The organism is Micromonospora sp. LZ34 (assembly GCF_052981855.1).
Genome location: NZ_JBRIQN010000074.1, coordinates 1 through 18,156, shown reverse-complemented (window position 1 = coordinate 18,156; position 18,156 = coordinate 1). Strand labels below are relative to the sequence as shown.

General features: G+C 64.3%; 10 protein-coding genes and 2 pseudogenes. 3 read left to right on the top strand and 9 right to left on the bottom strand.

Going from position 1 to position 18,156, the window contains the following annotated elements; genetic code table 11:
- Positions 1–112: 112 nt before the first annotated feature.
- Positions 113–5,311, bottom strand: coding sequence for an NACHT domain-containing protein (locus tag ACVCAH_RS35150; RefSeq protein ID WP_447140528.1), 5,199 nt, complete (start codon positions 5,309–5,311; stop codon positions 113–115).
- Positions 5,312–5,547: 236 nt separating this feature from the next.
- Between ACVCAH_RS35150 and ACVCAH_RS35145 the strand changes: the two genes are divergently transcribed.
- The 3 genes from ACVCAH_RS35145 to ACVCAH_RS35135 all read left to right on the top strand — a co-directional run bounded on the left by ACVCAH_RS35145 (position 5,548) and on the right by ACVCAH_RS35135 (position 10,841).
- Entirely contained in the window at positions 5,548–5,802 is a 255-nt protein-coding gene (locus tag ACVCAH_RS35145) for an Imm1 family immunity protein (protein ID WP_447140529.1), read from the top strand.
- Positions 5,803–5,964: 162 nt separating this feature from the next.
- Positions 5,965–9,717 (top strand): restriction endonuclease, encoded by a 3,753-nt coding sequence (locus ACVCAH_RS35140; RefSeq protein WP_447140527.1) that lies wholly within the window; start codon positions 5,965–5,967, stop codon positions 9,715–9,717.
- Positions 9,606–10,841: a type ISP restriction/modification enzyme gene (locus ACVCAH_RS35135; RefSeq protein ID WP_447140526.1), complete on the top strand. Its 1,236-nt coding sequence runs from the start codon at positions 9,606–9,608 to the stop codon at positions 10,839–10,841. The genes ACVCAH_RS35140 and ACVCAH_RS35135 overlap by 112 nt, the downstream gene beginning before the upstream one ends.
- A gap of 401 nt (positions 10,842–11,242) precedes the next feature.
- Here the strand turns inward: ACVCAH_RS35135 and ACVCAH_RS35130 are convergent.
- From ACVCAH_RS35130 to ACVCAH_RS35095, 8 genes and pseudogenes are all read right to left on the bottom strand, one after another.
- Positions 11,243–11,934: pseudogene (locus tag ACVCAH_RS35130) on the bottom strand (IS5 family transposase); the annotation flags it as partial.
- A 36-nt stretch (positions 11,935–11,970) separates the two neighbouring features.
- A protein-coding gene (locus ACVCAH_RS35125; RefSeq protein WP_447140525.1) for an IS3 family transposase occupies positions 11,971–13,169 on the bottom strand; the annotation gives its coding sequence in 2 pieces (ribosomal slippage) (positions 11,971–12,881 and positions 12,881–13,169; 1,200 coding nt in all).
- Positions 13,170–13,247: 78 nt separating this feature from the next.
- Positions 13,248–13,343: pseudogene (locus ACVCAH_RS35120) on the bottom strand (IS5/IS1182 family transposase); the annotation flags it as partial.
- A gap of 929 nt (positions 13,344–14,272) precedes the next feature.
- Positions 14,273–14,617 carry a transposase gene (locus ACVCAH_RS35115; RefSeq protein ID WP_447140524.1) on the bottom strand — a complete coding sequence of 115 codons (345 nt, stop codon included), beginning with the start codon at positions 14,615–14,617 and terminating at the stop codon, positions 14,273–14,275.
- A 133-nt stretch (positions 14,618–14,750) separates the two neighbouring features.
- On the bottom strand, positions 14,751–15,359 hold the full coding sequence (locus tag ACVCAH_RS35110) for a hypothetical protein (RefSeq protein ID WP_447140523.1): 609 nt from the start codon (positions 15,357–15,359) through the stop codon (positions 14,751–14,753).
- Positions 15,356–15,778, bottom strand: coding sequence for a hypothetical protein (locus ACVCAH_RS35105; RefSeq protein WP_447140522.1), 423 nt, complete (start codon positions 15,776–15,778; stop codon positions 15,356–15,358). Before ACVCAH_RS35105 ends, ACVCAH_RS35110 begins: the two co-directional genes overlap by 4 nt.
- 117 nt (positions 15,779–15,895) lie before the next feature.
- A complete protein-coding gene (locus ACVCAH_RS35100) occupies positions 15,896–17,431 on the bottom strand; it encodes a hypothetical protein (protein WP_447140521.1) in 1,536 nt (511 codons plus the stop codon).
- On the bottom strand, positions 17,428–18,009 hold the full coding sequence (locus ACVCAH_RS35095; RefSeq protein WP_447140520.1) for a hypothetical protein: 582 nt from the start codon (positions 18,007–18,009) through the stop codon (positions 17,428–17,430). Before ACVCAH_RS35095 ends, ACVCAH_RS35100 begins: the two co-directional genes overlap by 4 nt.
- Positions 18,010–18,156: the final 147 nt, after the last annotated feature.

Below are 18,156 nucleotides of genomic sequence, written 5' to 3'. Positions count from 1 at the left end.
ACCCACGATCAGCATCGACTCACAACGATGAAATCAGACGGGTCGTACCAACACGTCAACCCCGCGAATGATCGAGGTTAATCGTCACAGAGGGATCAACGGGATGGCCTTGTCAGTGAGCGGCGAGGTCCAGTACGGCGAGGCAGAGTGGGCCTTCACGGTTGGTAAACGGGTTATGCACGACGGTGTCAGGTGACGCGGATGCGAGGACGCGGGTGGCCACCGTCGCATCCTGTTGAGATAGGGCGCCCGCTTGGCGTAGGACGACCGCGAAGAGGTACGTGCGTTGTAGCGGTTGCAGGTCGGGACATGCGTCGGCAATTGGATCCCAGGGGGCCGCGAAGATTGGGCTGTCCTCACGGATGCTCATCGGTTCGCTAAGCGCGGCCTTGAACGCTTCGACGGCGTCGGCGTCCACTCGTAGCCGCCGCATGAGCGGCCTGGTGAACATGGGCAGATACCGGTCTGACATGCCCATGCGGATGCGGATGCGGATGTGGGCGCGGGTGACGATGGCGGGCAGATCTTGCGGGTCGACTGTGCCGAACGCGATGGCGAGCGTGTCGTCCCAATCGCGGTGCTCGCGAGTCGCGCGGTCCGTTCGGAACCACGATTCGAGGTCTCGGAGGGCAGCGATGGACACAGGGTCCTTCGGAAACAATTGGGCATACGTGGCTAGCTTCTCGCTGACGTAGATGCGGCCTGACCCAGTGTCGACCGCGTCTTCAGTGAGGATGGTCTTGAATGCCTCGTCGGGCACATTCCAGCTGTCTCGGTCCAGCAGTGAGTCGAGGACTTGGTCTTGCCGACCGTTTACCGTTCCGCCGGGCTTGGCCACGAGCGCACGGAGGGCTCCTTCGTCGCCCCTGTTCTCTTCCTTGGCCCACAGGAGGAAGCGCCGATCTTGTCGTAGTGCGGCATCGGCGTCGGCCTCGCCGCGGAGCATCTCCGCGATGGCGGGGTATCGCGAAGCTACGGTTGCCAGCGCTGACATGACATGGCGGCGTTGCTCGCTGACGGTTCGACGCTGCCGGGCCGACGTGCTGTTCAGGCGCTCGAAGAGCTCATCACCGAAGTGGACGCGCAGCCGTTCCCAGTTCTCGGCGACCAGGTCTACCAAGATGTGGTCCACGTCACCGTCGTAGAGGACATCGAGCTTGACGCCAGGCACTCGCCCTTCGTGGCCGATAGTCTCCTGGATGCCGTCGCTGAGCGTGAGGTCCCCGAGCATGAGCATGCCGATCCATGCCAGCTGCCGACGCTCTTCGAGTTCGGGGCCGTAGGCGCACAGGTCGTCCTTGATCTCCTTGTGTAGCCATTCCATTTCGGCGGTGAGCGTGTCGGCGCCTGCTACGTCGTCATGGGCTTGCTGGTGACGTTTGATCGCTTGGATAAGCCCGATGAAGGCGTTGCGGCGAACCTCAGTGTCGGGTTCGTTCCTCCACTCCGCCATGACGTCGATGAGGTCGTTCGCGGCGAGCGAGCTGCGTGCCAGTTCGAAGGCGAGGACTTCGCGCAGCTCGGGTTCGATGTGCTTGAGCAGGTTGAGGGTTTTGTCGAGGATTCGGCGGGAGGGTTCGTCGGTCCTGCCGCAGTACGCCCGGAGAATCGCGACCGGAATGGTGTCCGGAATGCCTGAGGTGATGGGCCTTGAGTCGTGGATGAGCTTGTCGGCGAACTCCTGCACCGCTGGTTGCCCGGGCCAGGCGGTGATGACGGCTGGGACGTGCCACATCAGGTGGTGGGGATTCACCGCCGTGCACAGCGCCGCCAGCTCGGCCGGATCGTAGCTGGCGAGCACTTCCCGCGCGGCTTCGCCTTCGGCGCCTGCTTCCCGGGCGGCGTCCTCAAGCCGCTTCCAGGCGTCGGCTACCGCTTCGGCCACGACGACCTGTTCTTCCGTGCGACCACGTTCATCTGGCTGGCGTAGCAGGGATACCAGGACGGCGAAGCCCTCTTTCGGGCCGAGCACGTCGACGGCGACGCCGGCCATGGGCGCGGCGCGTGCGTACTCACCACGAAGTCGGCTGGTGAGGGCTGTACGGACGTGCTGGTCGTCTGCGTACCGCTCGACCAGTGTGCGGGCCGTGGCGTAGGGCCGCCAGGTGTCCAGACCGCGCAACAGCACCGTCCGGTCATCATCGGCTGGCACCAAGTTGGCAAGGCCGGCGACGTTGTACCCCACCGGCTCCCTAAGCTTTTTGTCCACGTAACGGCTGAGCGCCTGTGCGAATGTCGGATCGTCGCGCCACTGCCGGGGAATCATGCCGACGTCGTACAAGATCAGGCCGCGTTCCTCGGGCTCGGCGAGTTCTGCGGCCACCCATTCCTTGAAGCGGCTGTCATCGGCGAAGGCGTTGAAGGCGAGCGTCCACGCAAGCGGTCTGTCGCCGCCGTTGCGTCCGTTCGTCGTCAGGGTCTCCAGCGCGAAGTCGGCTGCCTGCGCGTCGCCGGTGGCGGCGATGTTGACGAGGTTTGCTGCGGGCCACGGCCCGCGGAGGTAGTCCTCGTGGCGGAGCAGTGACAGCAGCCAGTCACGTTCTTCCGGCCGGAACGGCGCGGCGTCACCGTGCGGGGTGTGTTGCAGCAGGTGCAGGCTGACCAGCCGGAGCGGTACGGATGGCTGGCGGCGGGCCCAGTCGATCAAGCGGGTGGTTTCGGGTGTCTCGGCCCAGCCGTTGCCGAGGGCGAGGATGGCGGCGGCTTGCGTTGCCGAGGACGGCCCGGTCGCGGTGAACGCCACCAGCCGGTCGACCAGGTGTGGCTGGCCGCCGAACCGGTGTGCGATGGCCAGCGCCGCGTTGACCTTGACGTTGTCCTCGGGGTGTCGGATGCCCCAGAGCAGGTACTCGGCCGCGACGTCGTCGGTGATGTCGAGATCTCGCAGCGCCCACATAGTCGGTGATGGGTCGGGGCGAGGCGCGGTGAGCCACCGTTTCATGATCGGAAGTAGGTGACTGCGGGCGGAGTGGCTCGCGAGCGTGCCGACGAGCGCGGTGATGAGGTTCGCCCGATGGCGCAGCGAGGGATGGGTATCGACACGTTCGACGAGGCGGTTCGAGTACGCGGTCTGGGATCTCGGGGTGAGCTTGACGCCTGCGGCAAGTGCTTCGGCGAGCAGTTCGTATCCGTCGACGTCTGCCCACGGCCGGTCACTGGCGCCGAGTGCCGCGGAGAGCAGCGGTTCGGTTGCGTGAGGGCTGACCTGCGCGGTCAGTAGTGCGAGGAGCCCGTCGCGCCAGGCCGGATCATGGACGAACCGCCGCACCGCCTCGACCTGCTCGTTGGCGGGCAGCGTGGCGAGGTACTGGCCGGCCATGTGGTCGAGCACGACCCGGTGCAGGAAGCCGAAGGCACCAGCGCCCTGCGACACGACGAGGCCGAACTCGTCTTCCGCCATGGCGAGGACCGCATCGGCGATCTTGCGGGCGGCAGGTTGCTCGTAGCCGAGAACCTCGTCGTCGGTCATCGACTCGACGATGAGCTTGCGCATCTCCGGCTTGGTGACGGCGCCGACGGGGTCCTTGACGCGAAGGCGGTAGGCCACGGCGGCGAACAGCGTGGTCACCTCGGCGGCCGTCAGTGGTCCTCCATCGGCGTGTGAGGCGCGCTGCCGCATCTGGGGATGCTTCTCGATAAGCAGCTCGACGAGCCGCGCGTAGATCTTGAACCGCTGCCGCGGCAGGGGCTCGCCCTGCCATGTCGCGGCCAGCAACGTCAGGAAGAGGGGCGACCGAGAGAGCTCGGCGAGTTCCGGCGTGACCGCGAGCTGGTCGAGAAACGGGTCGGCGCCTGCGCTCCACGTCGACCAAACAGCCGGGACAGCTTCCGGCTGTGTGACTGGCAGGAGGATCCCGGCCGCGATGGTGCGGCGCTGATCGTCAGTCAGCGGCGTGATCTCCGCATGGCCCCACGGGAGCCGCCAGTTGAGCCGGTCGACCGCGTACGGGCGCGTGGAGAGGATCGCTGATGCGTTGGTGCGACCGAGGAACGCCTCCAACATCCCGAGGGCGCGTTCGGCTGCGGCGACGTCGCTCCACTCGTCGACGCCGTCGACGAGCAGCAGCAAGCGATCGTCCTGCAGTGCGCGCCGGACCAGCGGCCACAAATATGCGGCGCTCTGCGACTTCAGCCAGGCTTCGGCAGCCGAAACGAGCGAGTTATCCGTCGACCCTTCCAGATGGCGGCACAGGAACCCGAACGGCAGCCAGATCGGCAGGTCGGTGGCGTGTTCCCGCTGCAGCGCGATCGACTGCGGCTGGGACGAGAGCAAGTCCGTTGCCACGAACCGCAGGAGGCTGGATTTACCCGCTCCCGGACGGCCGATGAGCAGCCGGTACTTGCCTCCGGCCAGCCACTCGTCGGCTCTGACTGAGCCGACCGTGGCCGGCGTGGACTGGGCTGTGCGGTGGAGCAGGTGGCGGGCGGATCTGAACGACTGCCGGCGGGCGCCCAGCCGGGAGGCGATGTAGGTATGCCCGTCGACCGGACCTTGCCCAGGGTGCTGACCCTCACCGGTCGCCTCGGGCCGTTCGGTGTCGAGGATGTTGGACTGCTGACCGTTGGGGTCGACATCCAAGATCACAAACTGTTGATCGGGTTCGGTGTTCTCGCCCGAGTGGACTCCGCCCTGGGCGTAGAAGACCGCCCGATAGAGGTCACGCAACCGGGCGCGTAGGTCTCTGCTGTCCTGATGGGACAGGTTGTTGGTGAGGGCTTGGGCTGCCTCCAGGCCGCAGAAGCGCTCGACCCACGGCCGGCCGAAGAAGTCGTCGACGATGCGAGGATGGTCCTTCAGTAGCGTGGAGACCTCCTGGACACCCCACGGAACGAAGGTGATCCCGAGTTTGGCCAGCCGGTCGGTCTGCTCGCGGATCGCGGTGTCGAGCTTCGTGGCCTGCAGGTCGAACGAGGTGGCGAAATGGAACGCCGCCGTTTTCTGGGCCCATTCGCCCTTCAGTAGGTCGTCAACAGCCTTCTTGATCTTGGCTGTGGTCAGCGATTTGATCCGCCGGGATTGCAGGGTGATGTAGTCCCGGCCGCCGGTTTCACCGTTTGTCAGGTTCAGCGGGAGCCGGGCGTAGGCGTCGATCCCGGCTTGGGCCTGACCTGGAACGCCGAAGAGCTTGGCGTACTGGACCGGCCGGACCGTGTGCAGCAGCCTGAGGAACAGGCGCTCGGCGTCGGGCCAGTGCAGGTCACCGATGGGCAGTACCTGAGCCTTGGTGTCGATCGGTGGTGCGGGAAGCGGCCCGGTAGGGGCAGTCCACAAGAGCGCTTCGGTGCGGTCTGCGCCGTCCGTCTCGTTCACGTAGGCCATCATGTCTTTCCTCTGCCGTAACTCGCGGCGCTCTTGCAGCCGTCCGCACGCGAGACGCCCAATCTTCGCATCGGGTCCGAGGCAGTCCTGCCCTCGCCGCGCGTTCGGCTGGTGGAGGTCGACCTGACCGACCCCGGCGCCCTGGAGGCCCTACTCAACGAGATCCACCAGGCCGGTGAGCCCGTCGCGATCACCATCTTCAGCCAACGACCGACGATCCCGATGAACTGCCACCCGGCCTGCAGATCGGGTGCGGCCACCCTACGCACGCCTTCGCGGTACACATCGCCGATGACGGCGGCTTCCTCAACGATCCAACAGTCGAGACTCCGAGCGGGAGACTCAGCTTCGACCTTGGTGGGGTACCCACCGAGTACCCCACCGAAAATCTGCGGATTCAGCCTGAAACGGCCATACAGATAGCCGCCACCTTTCTCAAGACTGGCGGCGAGCCGCCGCACCTACCCACTGCCGGCGAGTAACCGCGCGCCAGGCTCAAATGCAGCCTTCGCCGGTTTCGCTTGGTCCCGTCACTGCCGCAGGATCCACGGCAGCGGTGGGTGACGGTAGAGTCGCGTACCTCCGGTGTGCTCCCTCCGGCGGGTGGATGGCTCGCCGACAACTGTGACGGGATTCGAAGCGCAGTGACGACGACCACGACCGTGCACGACGTCATCAAGGCGATCCGCGACAACTCGTCAAGCAACCGTGATCGGGGCACCGGCTTCGAGGAGTTGATGCTCCGATACCTGAGCACCGACCCGCAGTGGACCGAGCAGTTCAGCCGGGTGTGGATGTGGACCGGCTGGCCGGGAGCGGCAGCCGACAAGCGGGACGTCGGCATCGACCTGGTTGCGCAAGACCGGGAGACGGGTGGTTACTGCGCCATCCAGTGCAAGTTCTACGAGCCGGACCACACCGTGGAAAAGGCGGATATCGACTCCTTCTTCACCGCCTCCGGCAAGGGTGGCTTCACCCGTCGCCTGATCATCTCGACGACCGACAAGTGGAACGTCCACGCCGAAGCGGCTCTCGCCGATCAGCAGATTCCGGTCACTCGCATCGGGCTCGAGGAGATTGCGCAGAGCCCGGTGCAGTGGCACATGCCCACCCTCGACCACCGCGTCGAGATGACGCTGCGGGCCAAGAAAACACCGCTCAAGCACCAGCGAGAGGCAATCGACGACGTCTTCGCCGGCTTCGCCGCCCGCAGCCGCGGCAAGCTGATCATGGCGTGCGGGACCGGCAAGACGTTCACCAGTCTGAAGATCGCCGAACGGCTGCACCGTGAGCGAGCCACCGCTGGAGAGGCGGAGCACACCAACGTGCTCTTCCTGGTCCCCTCCATCGCCCTCCTCTCACAGAGCCTGCGCGAATGGTCATTCGAATCCGAGGTGACGCTGTGCGCATTCGCGGTGTGCTCGGACACGAAGGTCGGCAAGCAGCGGGCCGCCATGGGCGACGACAACGACATGGCCACGTACGACCTGGCCCTGCCCGCCACCACCGACCCTGACCGGCTGATCGAGCAGATGGCCAGGGTTGAGGCGGAACCAGGGCTGACCGTGGTCTTCTCCACCTACCAGTCCATCGGCACCGTGGCGGCGGCCCAGCGCAAAGGTCTGCCCCGCTTCGATCTGATCGTGTGCGACGAGGCCCACCGCACGACCGGTGTCACGCTGGCCGGCCATGACGAGTCATCCTTCGTCCGGGTCCACGACGACACCTTCCTCGGCGGCGACCGCCGCCTCTACATGACCGCAACCCCGCGGATCTACAACGAGGACACCAAGGCCGAGGCGAGGAACGCGGACGCGCTCTTGGCCTCGATGGACGACGAGACGACGTACGGCCCTGAGTTCCACCGGCTGGGCTTCGGGAAAGCCGTCGAGCGGGGCCTGCTCACCGATTACAAGGTCCTCATCCTCACCGTGGACGAAGGCCGGGTCGCCAGGACACTGCAGCAGGGTCTTGCCGGTGGGGACTCTGAACTGAGACTCGACGACGCCGCGAAGATCATCGGCTGCTGGAACGCGATGGCCAAGCGCACCGGCACGTTCGCCGACGGCTCCGGGTTCGCCGAGGGCGAAGCGCCCATGAAACGGGCCGTTGCGTTCGCCCGCTCAATCGCCGACTCGACGGCGATCGCCAGGCGTTTCACCGAGGTGGTCGACGCCTACGACGACGCCGACGACGAGGTGCTGCGCTGCGAGGTCGCGCACGTCGACGGCACGTTTAACACGCTGCGGCGCAACAAGCTGCTGGACTGGCTCAAGCAGGACCCGGGCCCGGCCCACGCCCGCATCCTGTCGAACGCCCGCTGCCTCTCCGAGGGCGTGGACGTGCCGAGCCTGGACGCCGTCCTCTTCCTCCACCCCCGCAACTCGGTGGTGGACGTCGTTCAATCCGTCGGGCGGGTCATGCGCCTCGCGCCAGGCAAGAACTACGGCTACATCATCCTGCCGGTCGCTATCCCCGCCGGAATGGCGCCGGAGAAGGCGCTCGCCGACAACCAGCGCTTCAAGACGGTGTGGCAGGTACTCCAGGCGCTGCGCGCCCACGACGACCGGTTCAACGCGACCGTCAACCAGATCGAGCTGAACAAGAACAAGCCCGACAATAAGATCGGCATCGGCAGCATCGGCCCTGGTGACGAATCGGTCGGAGACCGCGACGGATCGAGCACAGCCGCCAGCGGCGAGGCCGCGAAGGCGAAGGAAGCCCAGAGCGCCAAGCACATCCAGGAAGCGCTCTTCTCCGTCACAGACTGGCGAGAGGCGATCTACGCCCGCATCGTCGACAAGGTCGGCCAGCGGCAGTACTGGGAAGACTGGGCCCGGGACATCGCCCAAATCGCCGACCGCCACGTCACCCGGATCAAGGCCGCCCTGACGCTGCCTGAGAAGCGAAGCGCCTTCGAGGAGTTCCTCGGCGAGCTGCGGATCAACATCAATCCCGGCGTCAACGAGAGCGACGCCATCGACATGCTGGCCCAGCACATCGTCACCAAGCCGGTCTTCGACGCGCTGTTCAAGGACTACGGCTTCGCCGAGCACAACCCGGTCTCCAAGGCCATGCAGCGTATGCTCGACATCCTCGACGACCAAGGGCTTGACGCTGAGAGCAAGAAGCTCGACGAGTTCTACCAATCGGTGCGCGTGCGCGCCGAGGGCATCGACAACCACGAGGGCCGTCAGCGGGTCATCGTCGAGCTGTACGACAAGTTCTTCAAGACCGCCCTGCCGAAGACCGCCGACGCCCTCGGCATCGTCTACACCCCCGTCGAGGTCGTCGACTTTATCATCCGCTCGACGGAACAGGCGCTAAAAAAGCACTTCGGTCGCACACTGTCGGACGAGGGCGTCCAGATCATCGACCCGTTCGTCGGCACCGGCACCTTCCCGGTCCGCCTCCTCCAGTCCGGCTTCATCAAGCCCGAAGACCTGCTCCGCAAGTACGCGGCTGAACTGCACGCCAACGAGATCGTGCTGCTCGCGTACTACATCGCAGCCGTCAACATCGAGGCCGCGTTCCACGACCTGGTCGGCGGCGAATACCGGCCCTTCGAAGGAATCGTGCTGACGGACACCTTCCAGCTCGCCGAGGGCACGGCCAAGCTGGAAGGGATGGATGTCCTCGAAGGCAACAGCGAACGCGCCAAGAAACAACAGAAGCAGAACATCACCGTCGTCATCGGCAACCCGCCTTACTCGGTGGGCCAAGACAGCGTCAACAACAACAACCAGAACCTGAAGTACAAGGCCCTCGATGAGCGGATAGAAACGACCTACGGGGCCCGAACGAATGCGACTTCGCGACGCACACTGTACGACTCGTATATCCGGGCCATCCGGTGGGCTTCTGACCGCATCGAAGACGAAGGTATTGTCGCATACGTCTCCAACGGTGGCTACATAGATGGAAATACCTACGACGGCCTGCGTAAGTCCCTGATCGGCGAATTCGACGCTATCTACTGCTACAACCTGCGAGGCAACCAGCGCACAAGCGGCGAGCAGTCCCGCAAAGAGGGCGGCAAGATTTTTGGATCGGGTAGCCGGAACACAGTCGCCATTCTTATTCTGATAAAGGGTGGCAAGACTGCCGGAGGGAATTCGCAAGGCGTACTCCACTATCGCGACATCGGTGATTATCTCACCCGTGAAGAAAAGGTGCGCATTATCGGTGGGCAAGACCTCGAAACTGTCGAGTGGCAGGAGACCATTCCCAATGCGGAGGGGACTGGATTAACCAGCGCGACGACCGCTTCGCAACCTTCCAGGCTTTGGGAGACCGAAATAGCGCTGAGGGCTCTGAGCCCATCTTTGCCACATACTCGCTCGGCCTGGGAACCAACCGGGATGCGTGGGTTTACAACTACTCTGAACAGCAATTGAGCACGAACGTGGCGTCGACGATCGACTTCTACAACGGCGAGGTGGACCGGTTCGACGAGCATTGCAAGACCAGGGGTATTACTCGACCACAGACATCGGACGCGGAAACGTTCATCGACCGGAATCCGACGAAGATCAGCTGGTCGTCAAGCCTCATCCCTAAGGTTGCACGACGCAAGAAGCTCGTACTCGACCCAAGTCGAGTAGTCCCCAGTTCTTATCGCGCCTTCTGTCGCCAGAATCTCTATTTTGATCGGGATCTAAACCATCGCCAGGGCAAGCTCCCCCAAATGTTTCCGAGTCCCAGGCATGAGAACTTCGGGTTCTATGTGAACGGGTTCCATGCCACCGCGGAATTCGCCCTCCTGGCAGTGAATCTCATCCCATGCCTCGATCTGTTCGGAAAGGGTGGGTACTTCTTTCCGCGTTATACATACGGCGAATTCGACTCCGGAGACGGGCTTTTCGCCGCCGCAGACCTAGCGGTCGACTACCAGCGTCTGGACAACATAACTGACGCTGCCCTCCTGGACTATCGCCGTCGCTATAGCGACCCGACGATCGTCAAGGACGACATCTTCTACTACACGTATGGATTGCTGCACTCGCCGCAATACCGAGAGAGGTTCGCCGCAGACCTGAAGAAGACCCTGCCGCGTATACCGAAGGTCGTCGACTTCCGCGGCTTTGCCGAGGCTGGCCGAAAGCTTGCCGACCTGCACATCCGCTACGAGCAGGTCGAGCCGCACCAAGGTATTGTCGAGACGGTCGCGGGAGATGCAACTTCGACTCCACTCGACGAGCTGTACCGAGTCGGCAAGATGAAGTTTGCCAAGGCCAAAGGTGTGGTGGATCGGTCGACGATCCTTTACAACCACCGAGTGACCCTCAGCAACATCCCCGAGGATGCGTACCGCTACCAACTCGGCGCCCGTTCGGCCATTGAGTGGATCATCGATCGGTACCAGGTCAAGACCGACAAGGACTCGGGGATCGTCAACGACCCAAACGATTGGTCCGACGACCCGCGCTACATAGTCGATCTCCTTAAGCGGATCGTGACCGTCAGCCTGGAAACCATGAAGATCGTGGACGGGCTGCCATCTTTCGACATTTTGGACTAACGGTGTCGATAGGCCGGGCTTCAGGGGCGGCCCGGACTCGGCGGCCTGACTGCAGCAGGCCAGCCTCCAGGCAGCACGTGTGACCGGCTGGGCCAGCGCGGCGGCGAGCCCCGGGCCCGCCAGCCTGGTGCCGCTCTCCCGTATGGGCTGGTCACGGCGGCCCCGGGGAACGGCCCTGACCAGCGATTCCGGAGCGGTACGGGCGACTCTCCGGTCGGCAACGCCGTCGAGTGGACAGGCGATGCGGCCTGTGGGTAGGAAGGTTTCGTCCCTGCGTCTGCGGTAGACGCTGGACAGAGGACCCGATGCGGCCCCTCGTCGCGCCGGCCAGGCCCAGGTGCGGATCGACGTGCTGAGCCGCGCGAGGTGCTGTCCTGGTCGGCGCCACCGTCTTAGAGGTCCTAACAAAGCCGTGCGACGTGTCGGTACGTGATGATGCAGGTGGCCAGGGCGAGGAAGGCTTCGTGGATGTCGTCGCGGCGTTCCCACCGGATGCGTAGCCGTTTCATGCCGTGGTACCAGGCGACGGTGCGCTCGACCACCCACCTGACCGTGCCCAGTCCGGGTCCGTGGGGTTGACCGCGGCGGGCGATGCGCGGGCGGATGCCTTTGGCTCGCACAGCTCGGCGGTACTTGTCGTGGTCGTAGGCGCGGTCGCCGTACAGGTGGTCGGGGCGCCGGCGGGGTCGGCCGCGCCGGCTGCGTACGGGTGGGATCTTGTCGAGCAGTGGGAGTAGTTGGGTGACGTCGTGGCTGTTGCCGCCGGTCAGTGACACGGCGAGGGGGATGCCGGCGCCCTCGGTCAGGACGTGGTGCTTCGAGCCCGGGCGGGCGCGGTCGACCGGGCTCGGGCCGCTTTTGGGCCACGTCGGGCGGCCCGCACGTGTGAGGAGTCGATCACGGCGCGGGACCAGTTTAACTTCCCGGCTGCCTGCAACTCGGTCAGCAGCAGCTCGTGCAGCCGTTGCCACACCCCGGCCCGGTTCCACTCCTCCAGGCGCCGCCAGCACGTCATCCCGGAACCGAACCCCAGCTGTTGGGGCAGGAACTCCCACTGAATGCCGGTGTGCAGCACGAACAAGATTCCGCACAGCACCTGGGGCTTGACCCCTGATCCTGGACACGGGGTTTATGCGGCCGGGGCCAGCGTAGCCGGCGCCGGCTGGGTCTTCTTTTCGTAGGTGATCGGTGGCTGCTGTCCGAGCCGGGAGTGGCGGCGGACGGTGTTGTAGCGGTGTAGCCAGCGGAACGCGGTCAGCCGTGCTTCACGTTCGTCGGTGAAGGCGCGGCGGCCTTGCAGGGTTTCGCGTTTGAAGGTGGCGTTGAACGACTCCGCGGCGGCGTTGTCGGCGGAGCTACCGACCGCGCTCATCGACTGCCGGACCCCTGCCGCAGTGCAGGCCTGCGCGAAGGCCCGGGAGGTGTATTGGGCTCCGTGGTCGGTGTGCATGATCGCCCCGTCGAGGCTGCCTCGGGTGCGCTTCGCGGCGTGGAGGGCGTCGACGACGAGGTCGGTGCGCATGTGGTCGGCGATCGCCCAGCCGACGAGGCGCCGGGAGTGCAGGTCGAGGACGGTGGCCAGGTAGAGGAACCCGCGGTCCCCGACCGGCAGGTATGTGATGTCGCCGACGTAGCGCTGGTTCGGCGCCGGGGCGGTGAAGTCCCGGCCGATCAGATCCGGGGCCTTCGCCGCGGCCGGATCCGGCACCGTCGTCCGAGTTCGCCGGCGCAGTCGTAGACCCCGCACGCCGAAGCGGCGCATCACCCGCGCGACCCGCTTACGGTTGACCGCCAGACCGGCATCACGCAGCTCGGCGGTGATCCGTGGTGCTCCGTAGGTGCCGTCGTGAGCGGCGTGCACCGCCCGGATCCGGCCCACGAGAGCCACATCCGCGGCCTGTCGGGTGTCTCGCGCGGGCGCGGCCGAGCGCCAGTAGTAGTAGCTCGAGCGGGACACCCCGAGGATCTGACACAACCGCTTCACGCCGTAGCGCTGCTGATAGTCGGCGACGAACTGGAAGCGGTTCACCAGCGCGTCTCCCCGGCGAAATACCGGGCCGCCTTCCGCAGAATGTCCCGCTCCTCCTCCAGCTCCCGGATCCGCCGCCGCAACGCGGCGTTCTCGTCCTCCACCGAGCCGGCCGCCGGCGCAGCCGCCGGCCCGGCCGCTGCGCCCTGACGCCGATCATCGGCGCGGACCCAACTGCGCAACGTCTCCCGGTTGACCCCGAGATCGTCCGCGATCTGCGCGATCGTCGCCCCGGGACGAGACCGGTACAACGCGACCGCGTCGGCCTTGAACTCGGCGGGGTAGTGCTTCATCACCATCTGTCAGGGACTCCTGATCTCCCCAGACCATCACGATCCAAGGTTCAAGTGTCCAGGACCAGGGGGCAACTCCCCCTGTCGATCCGGGATCCGCTTGCGTCCCGGGTGCCGTGGGTTGCGCTCAGGTTTGGGCAGCAACGGCTCGATGCGCTGCCACAGCCCGTCCGGCACGATCCACGGCGGCTGCTCGCCACGCCTCACGACCCGACATCGTAGATCGCCCTCTACAAAGGACGAAAGAGTTAGAGATCATTTTGTTAGGACCTCTTAAACTGCTGCCGAGGGCAGCGAGACCATCGGCCGCCGCAACTTCCTGATCAAGGTCAGGTCCCGGTCGGGTATCGCGTGCACCCGGAGCCCACCGACGTGGAGCGGCAGTCCGCAACACCGACTTCCGCTGGACGACGACATGAGCCGCTCCCTGGCCCTCGGGTTGGCGGCGACGACGACGCCGGCCTCATCGTCGGCGGCATCACCGCCGTCGCCCTGGTCGCCGCCGGCGCGGCGTGGCCGTCAGTCGTGCTCACCCGTCCACCCGGATAAACCGACGGCGGCCCGATTCGGGCCGCCACCCCGGTGCTGCGCGGGGACATTACCTGGACCACCGCATGCACCATCGTCACGGTCCTTGAGGTCACCGCCCTGCTTCTGCTGGCCCCAACGGTGATGGCGGCCTGCGGTGGGCTCGCCGGCGGCGGACCAGGCTCGACGCGGCCGCCCGGCGAATGGCGAACCCACCCGGCCACGTCCACCTCGGCCCGAAAGGTGTCGCCGACAGCGGCCGGCGGCTGCGGCCCAGTCTCACCGACGTCGAGTGGCCCGACCCAACCGGCTCCGCGTGCTGACGGCAGCATCGTCGCCGGCGGATGCCGCTGCGCCAGCCTGGGAGGACATGGCCGTCGACATCTGGGCCCCCGTACTGGCAAGACCACCAGCCGGGCCATCCGCGCCCTCGTCGCCGCCCCGGCCCAGTCCTCTTGACGTTTGGCCGCTCAAAGCCGTGAATCGGTCAACTTGAGGTTTACGATTTCGCGGTGAAAGAGTAGACCGCAACGGCGTGCGTGCCACAGGCCACGTATAACGTGCCGCGACCATTGACCACGTCATTCCGACGGTGGGGGCCGGCGGGTGCAGCCGGCCGCCACCCGCTCGTACGAGTTCGACGTTGCCAGCCTCACCCGCAGCACGAGCGACGTCGACCGGCCGCAGTTCAACCCGCCGTACAAGGCGAGGTGACCACACTGATGCTCCGCCGCCAACGACACGTCGACCAGGCTCTGGACCGGTCCCTCGGCGCATAGGACCGCGTCGGTGAGCTTGAACAACGCGTCCGCATGGCGCACCAGGCACTGATAGAAGTCCCCGCGGAAGCCCCCAGCAACGCCGCCGCATCGGTCGCGGGCGTATCGAGCAACCCAACCCCGCAGGTAGCCGACAATCGTGGCCAAGGCCACGGTCCTTGTTCTTCCCGTCCTTGCCAGGGAACCAAAGGATCACCAGACGGTGGACGGCTTCCGTCTCCACGAAACGCCGAGTCCATAGCAACTATCTCGGCGTCAAAACGCCAGAGGTTGAACAAGCTTAGAGCGTGAAAAAGGAACACTTCATATCCGGCGCCAAGAAGGACAGGGGATTATCTGGTCCAAGTACGTATTCAGGCCATTCCTCGGCAAGGCGCTGTATGTCGTTGGCCTTGTCTTCCCCGCTTCGCCCTGGCCGCAACGCATTTGGCGCCCAGTCAAGGAATCTTTGAATCGTCGTGCTGATTTTGCGAGTGCCAAGGACTGCCGGGATCGTAACCCGTACTGAAGCGGCTAGCGAGTCAAGGCATACATGAACAACGCTGCTCTGAAGATGCTCCGTGTCTTTAAGAAATTGTGAATAGTCGAAGTGGCGCCTGTCTCTAGCCGTGATGACCACGTTGTAGAGCCAGCCCGGCTGGCCAGGGATTCGAGTTGGTGTTGGGCCTGTAAACCAAGGCCGCCTGAGCACATCAACAACGACATTAATGATCGCATCACGGTCAGCCACGCCCACCATCGCCCACTTGCTTCTCTCAACCTGGGCGTACGGAAACTGGTTAAGGTGGACAAACTTCTTTACCACCGGATCCCTTGCTGGCGGTAAGACCGGCCGAGGGTCGTTATAGCTCGCACAGAACTTGAAGAATCCGGAGTCGATATCTTTCATGAGGCGCAAGACGGGTCTAGGTCGTCGTAATGTCCTTGCCTAAAATGGGCCACCCTGTTACGGATCTGTGACACCTCCACGAGCTTCGCCTGCCAGAGATCTTGTGGTGGGAGGTAAGGCTCAAAAAGGCTCCAGTTGTTGTTGATTGTCCGCAGCAGTGAGCCAAAAGTAACGTAGCTGATGGGAAACCGCTCAGGACCTGGCATGTGTGTTAATTGCAGGTCATTTGATAGGGCCTTACCGGGAGGTGCGATCTGTTGATGCCAGCCGCCGCCAAACAACGCCCGCAGCTCTACGTATGCCATTTGCCTCAACCAGGTTTCGAGCTGCCACAGCCGAACGTAGGTCGTCACGACCCGCCGCGGTAACTCCTGGGTGGCCTCTAGTGCTCTATCTACGCCGCTATCCTCACCCGTCATCGGCCTCCACCTTTTGCCGTCCTGCGGCTATAGTAGCCACCAGCGAATCTGCTCGTCCGTTTGCGTTCCGAAGTTGTCGAGGGTCCTGCTCGCCACAATCACCGTGGCGGCTGCACTTTAGGAGTTCCACAAGGATCGCGAACGCATGTCGATAAGGGCGGAGAAGTCTGGGAAGCTTGGACGTCCCAGCAGCGCGGCTGCGGTGACAAGTGAGGCTATAGGGGCATGTCCGGCTGTCACCGTCATCTCGGTGAAGTCGACCTTCATGCCGGTGGCAGCCTCGTCGTCTCCGATGCGCCGCACCCGGACCTCCGTCACTCGGAAGTCGTCCTCTATGTTGCCGCGGATGAGTGCCACGTCTGCGCTGACGTCGCCGCTCTCCTCGGCGCCCACGAAAATGCGGCGGGAGGTACCGCGAAGGTCGACTGCATCAAGCGCAAAGCCTGTGAGGAAAGGGGAGATGTCGTCCCAGCGTGCTGCTGAACTGTCGGTCCGGCCTTTCAAGCGGCGAGCGTCGGAGGTGACAAAGAGTCGCCAGGGACCAACCTCGGCCGTCAGCATCCGATTCCGCACGCCCCAGGACGGAACGGGGACGTCCTCAATATAGTCCGGCCCTGCATCTAAATACTCGATGACTTCGCCCGTTGCCCATACGTCACCGTCGTCACTCATCTCCGTGAGGACCTCACGTTCAAGGTATTCCCCGTAGGAGCTGCTGAATACGAGCTGGGCTCGACGGGCGGTCCATCTGTGGGCGTTGGCAACTACAAGTGGGCTTACGTCGACATCAATCAGTTCGGCCCACATGTCTTCGAGCCTCTCTAGGGACATCATCGAGCCTACGTAGGCCCAAAGTCGCGGATTTGCGTTGGCTGTCTCGTTGGAAAGCAGGTACGGCAGAAGAACTCGAAGCTCGACATCCGAAAGCTGCCCTCCCGTGGGCGCCAACGTGTCTACGGCTTGGCGCGATAATCCGAACCGTAAGAGTTCCACTGCTCTTCTTAGCCGCATGGCGGCATCGGGAGCGAATAGGTCACCGGTGGATCGTTCGAAGGATGCCAGGAACTGCTCGGTGAGAACGCCATCTGCAGCTGGCGGAGTAACGCTGCGAGTTAGGCGCTCTGCGTCTTCGCCAGTCAGCAGGCCTCGGCCGCCCTTCAGCAAATTGGCTTGGACGAGGCGCAGCAAGGGAGTTCCCTCGAAATGGTACGGTACCGGTGACCCCAGTGCATCGGTTGGCGAGGCGATGTCAGCTAACGAGGCAACATCCGTGACCAGCACCCGTTTGGCTTGGCGTGCCCTTTCGCGTAGGAGGTCGAACCGAGGCGTCAGCTCGGTTGGTGAGGTGAGTGAGAGGACGACTGGCTCGCGCGGCGCAAGGCTTCTAACGTCCTGCTCAACTACGTCAGGCTGCAAAGCATTGCGAAGGAAGATGGGACGCTCGTCGCGCTTGCCGGCATCATTCCATTCCAGCACGAGATCCGGCATGTAGGAGTGGTTGTAGTAGTCCGTAAAGACGAGCTTTGCGTCGGGGCTGAGTGATTGAACCTCAAGTGCAACGGCGTCCTTAACGCCAGTCACGATGTCTCGCGGGTTGGTCGATTGCATAGCCGAGCGGATTCGCTCCGTCACAGCCTCGCCGTGGGCACTCATTTCTTGCCCTTGCGGTTGAGCTTACTCTCCACCAAAGCTAACTCTTCTGCGGTGAGCATGAGCCCCTCCTGGCGCTTGTGCAGGACGAGTAACCAGAGACGGTCTGAGACCGTTGCCAGTAGGTCTGCATCAATCGGCTCGCCGTCCAGGGCCTCCCGATGATGGCTCTCGAGGGCCGTCTTGATGCGCTCGGCCGAAGTCAGTTTCACCCAATCCGTTGAGTTAAATGGATGCCTGGTGATCCACATGAACTCGCGGCGAGCGTCTTGGCCGTCCTTGAGGTCCTGCGCCGTGATGCTGTAGGCATTCGCGAGGAACTCCCAGTACTCGATGCCTTGCTTCCCCCCAGAGCTGTCGTAGTCCTTGACCTCGACGTACAGTGGCGTGGGCGGGCTTGTGTGAATTGAACCGAAAAGGTCATATCGCTTGACCTTCTTGTCAAGCCGTCGGAGAGTGCATACGGGAGCGTTGTTGTAGACGTCGAAGGGTAGCTCGATCCACGTTGTGCTCTCGAGCCATCGCTTCGCAAGATCCGCGCCATCCATGCCCTTCTTCTGCACGGTCTCGGCGACAGACATGGTCACAGGATAGACCGCTCCGTAACGGTCCGCCGTCCCCTGAAAAGCCGTCTGGTCGCCGGGTTGGCCCCAGGGGCCCGGCAAAGTCCTCAGGTGATGCCGAGTAGGGCGAGTGGTCGGTTGCTGTCGCGGGCGTGGTGGCGGTTG

Excerpts from the sequence above, each read along its gene's own strand:
- ACVCAH_RS35110 (WP_447140523.1), bottom strand. The coding sequence starts at position 15,359 with ATGAAAGATATCGACTCCGGATTCTTCAAGTTCTGTGCGAGCTATAAC.
- ACVCAH_RS35095 (WP_447140520.1), bottom strand. The coding sequence starts at position 18,009 with ATGTCTGTCGCCGAGACCGTGCAGAAGAAGGGCATGGATGGCGCGGAT.
- ACVCAH_RS35105 (WP_447140522.1), bottom strand. The coding sequence starts at position 15,778 with ATGACGGGTGAGGATAGCGGCGTAGATAGAGCACTAGAGGCCACCCAG.
- ACVCAH_RS35100 (WP_447140521.1), bottom strand. The coding sequence starts at position 17,431 with ATGAGTGCCCACGGCGAGGCTGTGACGGAGCGAATCCGCTCGGCTATG.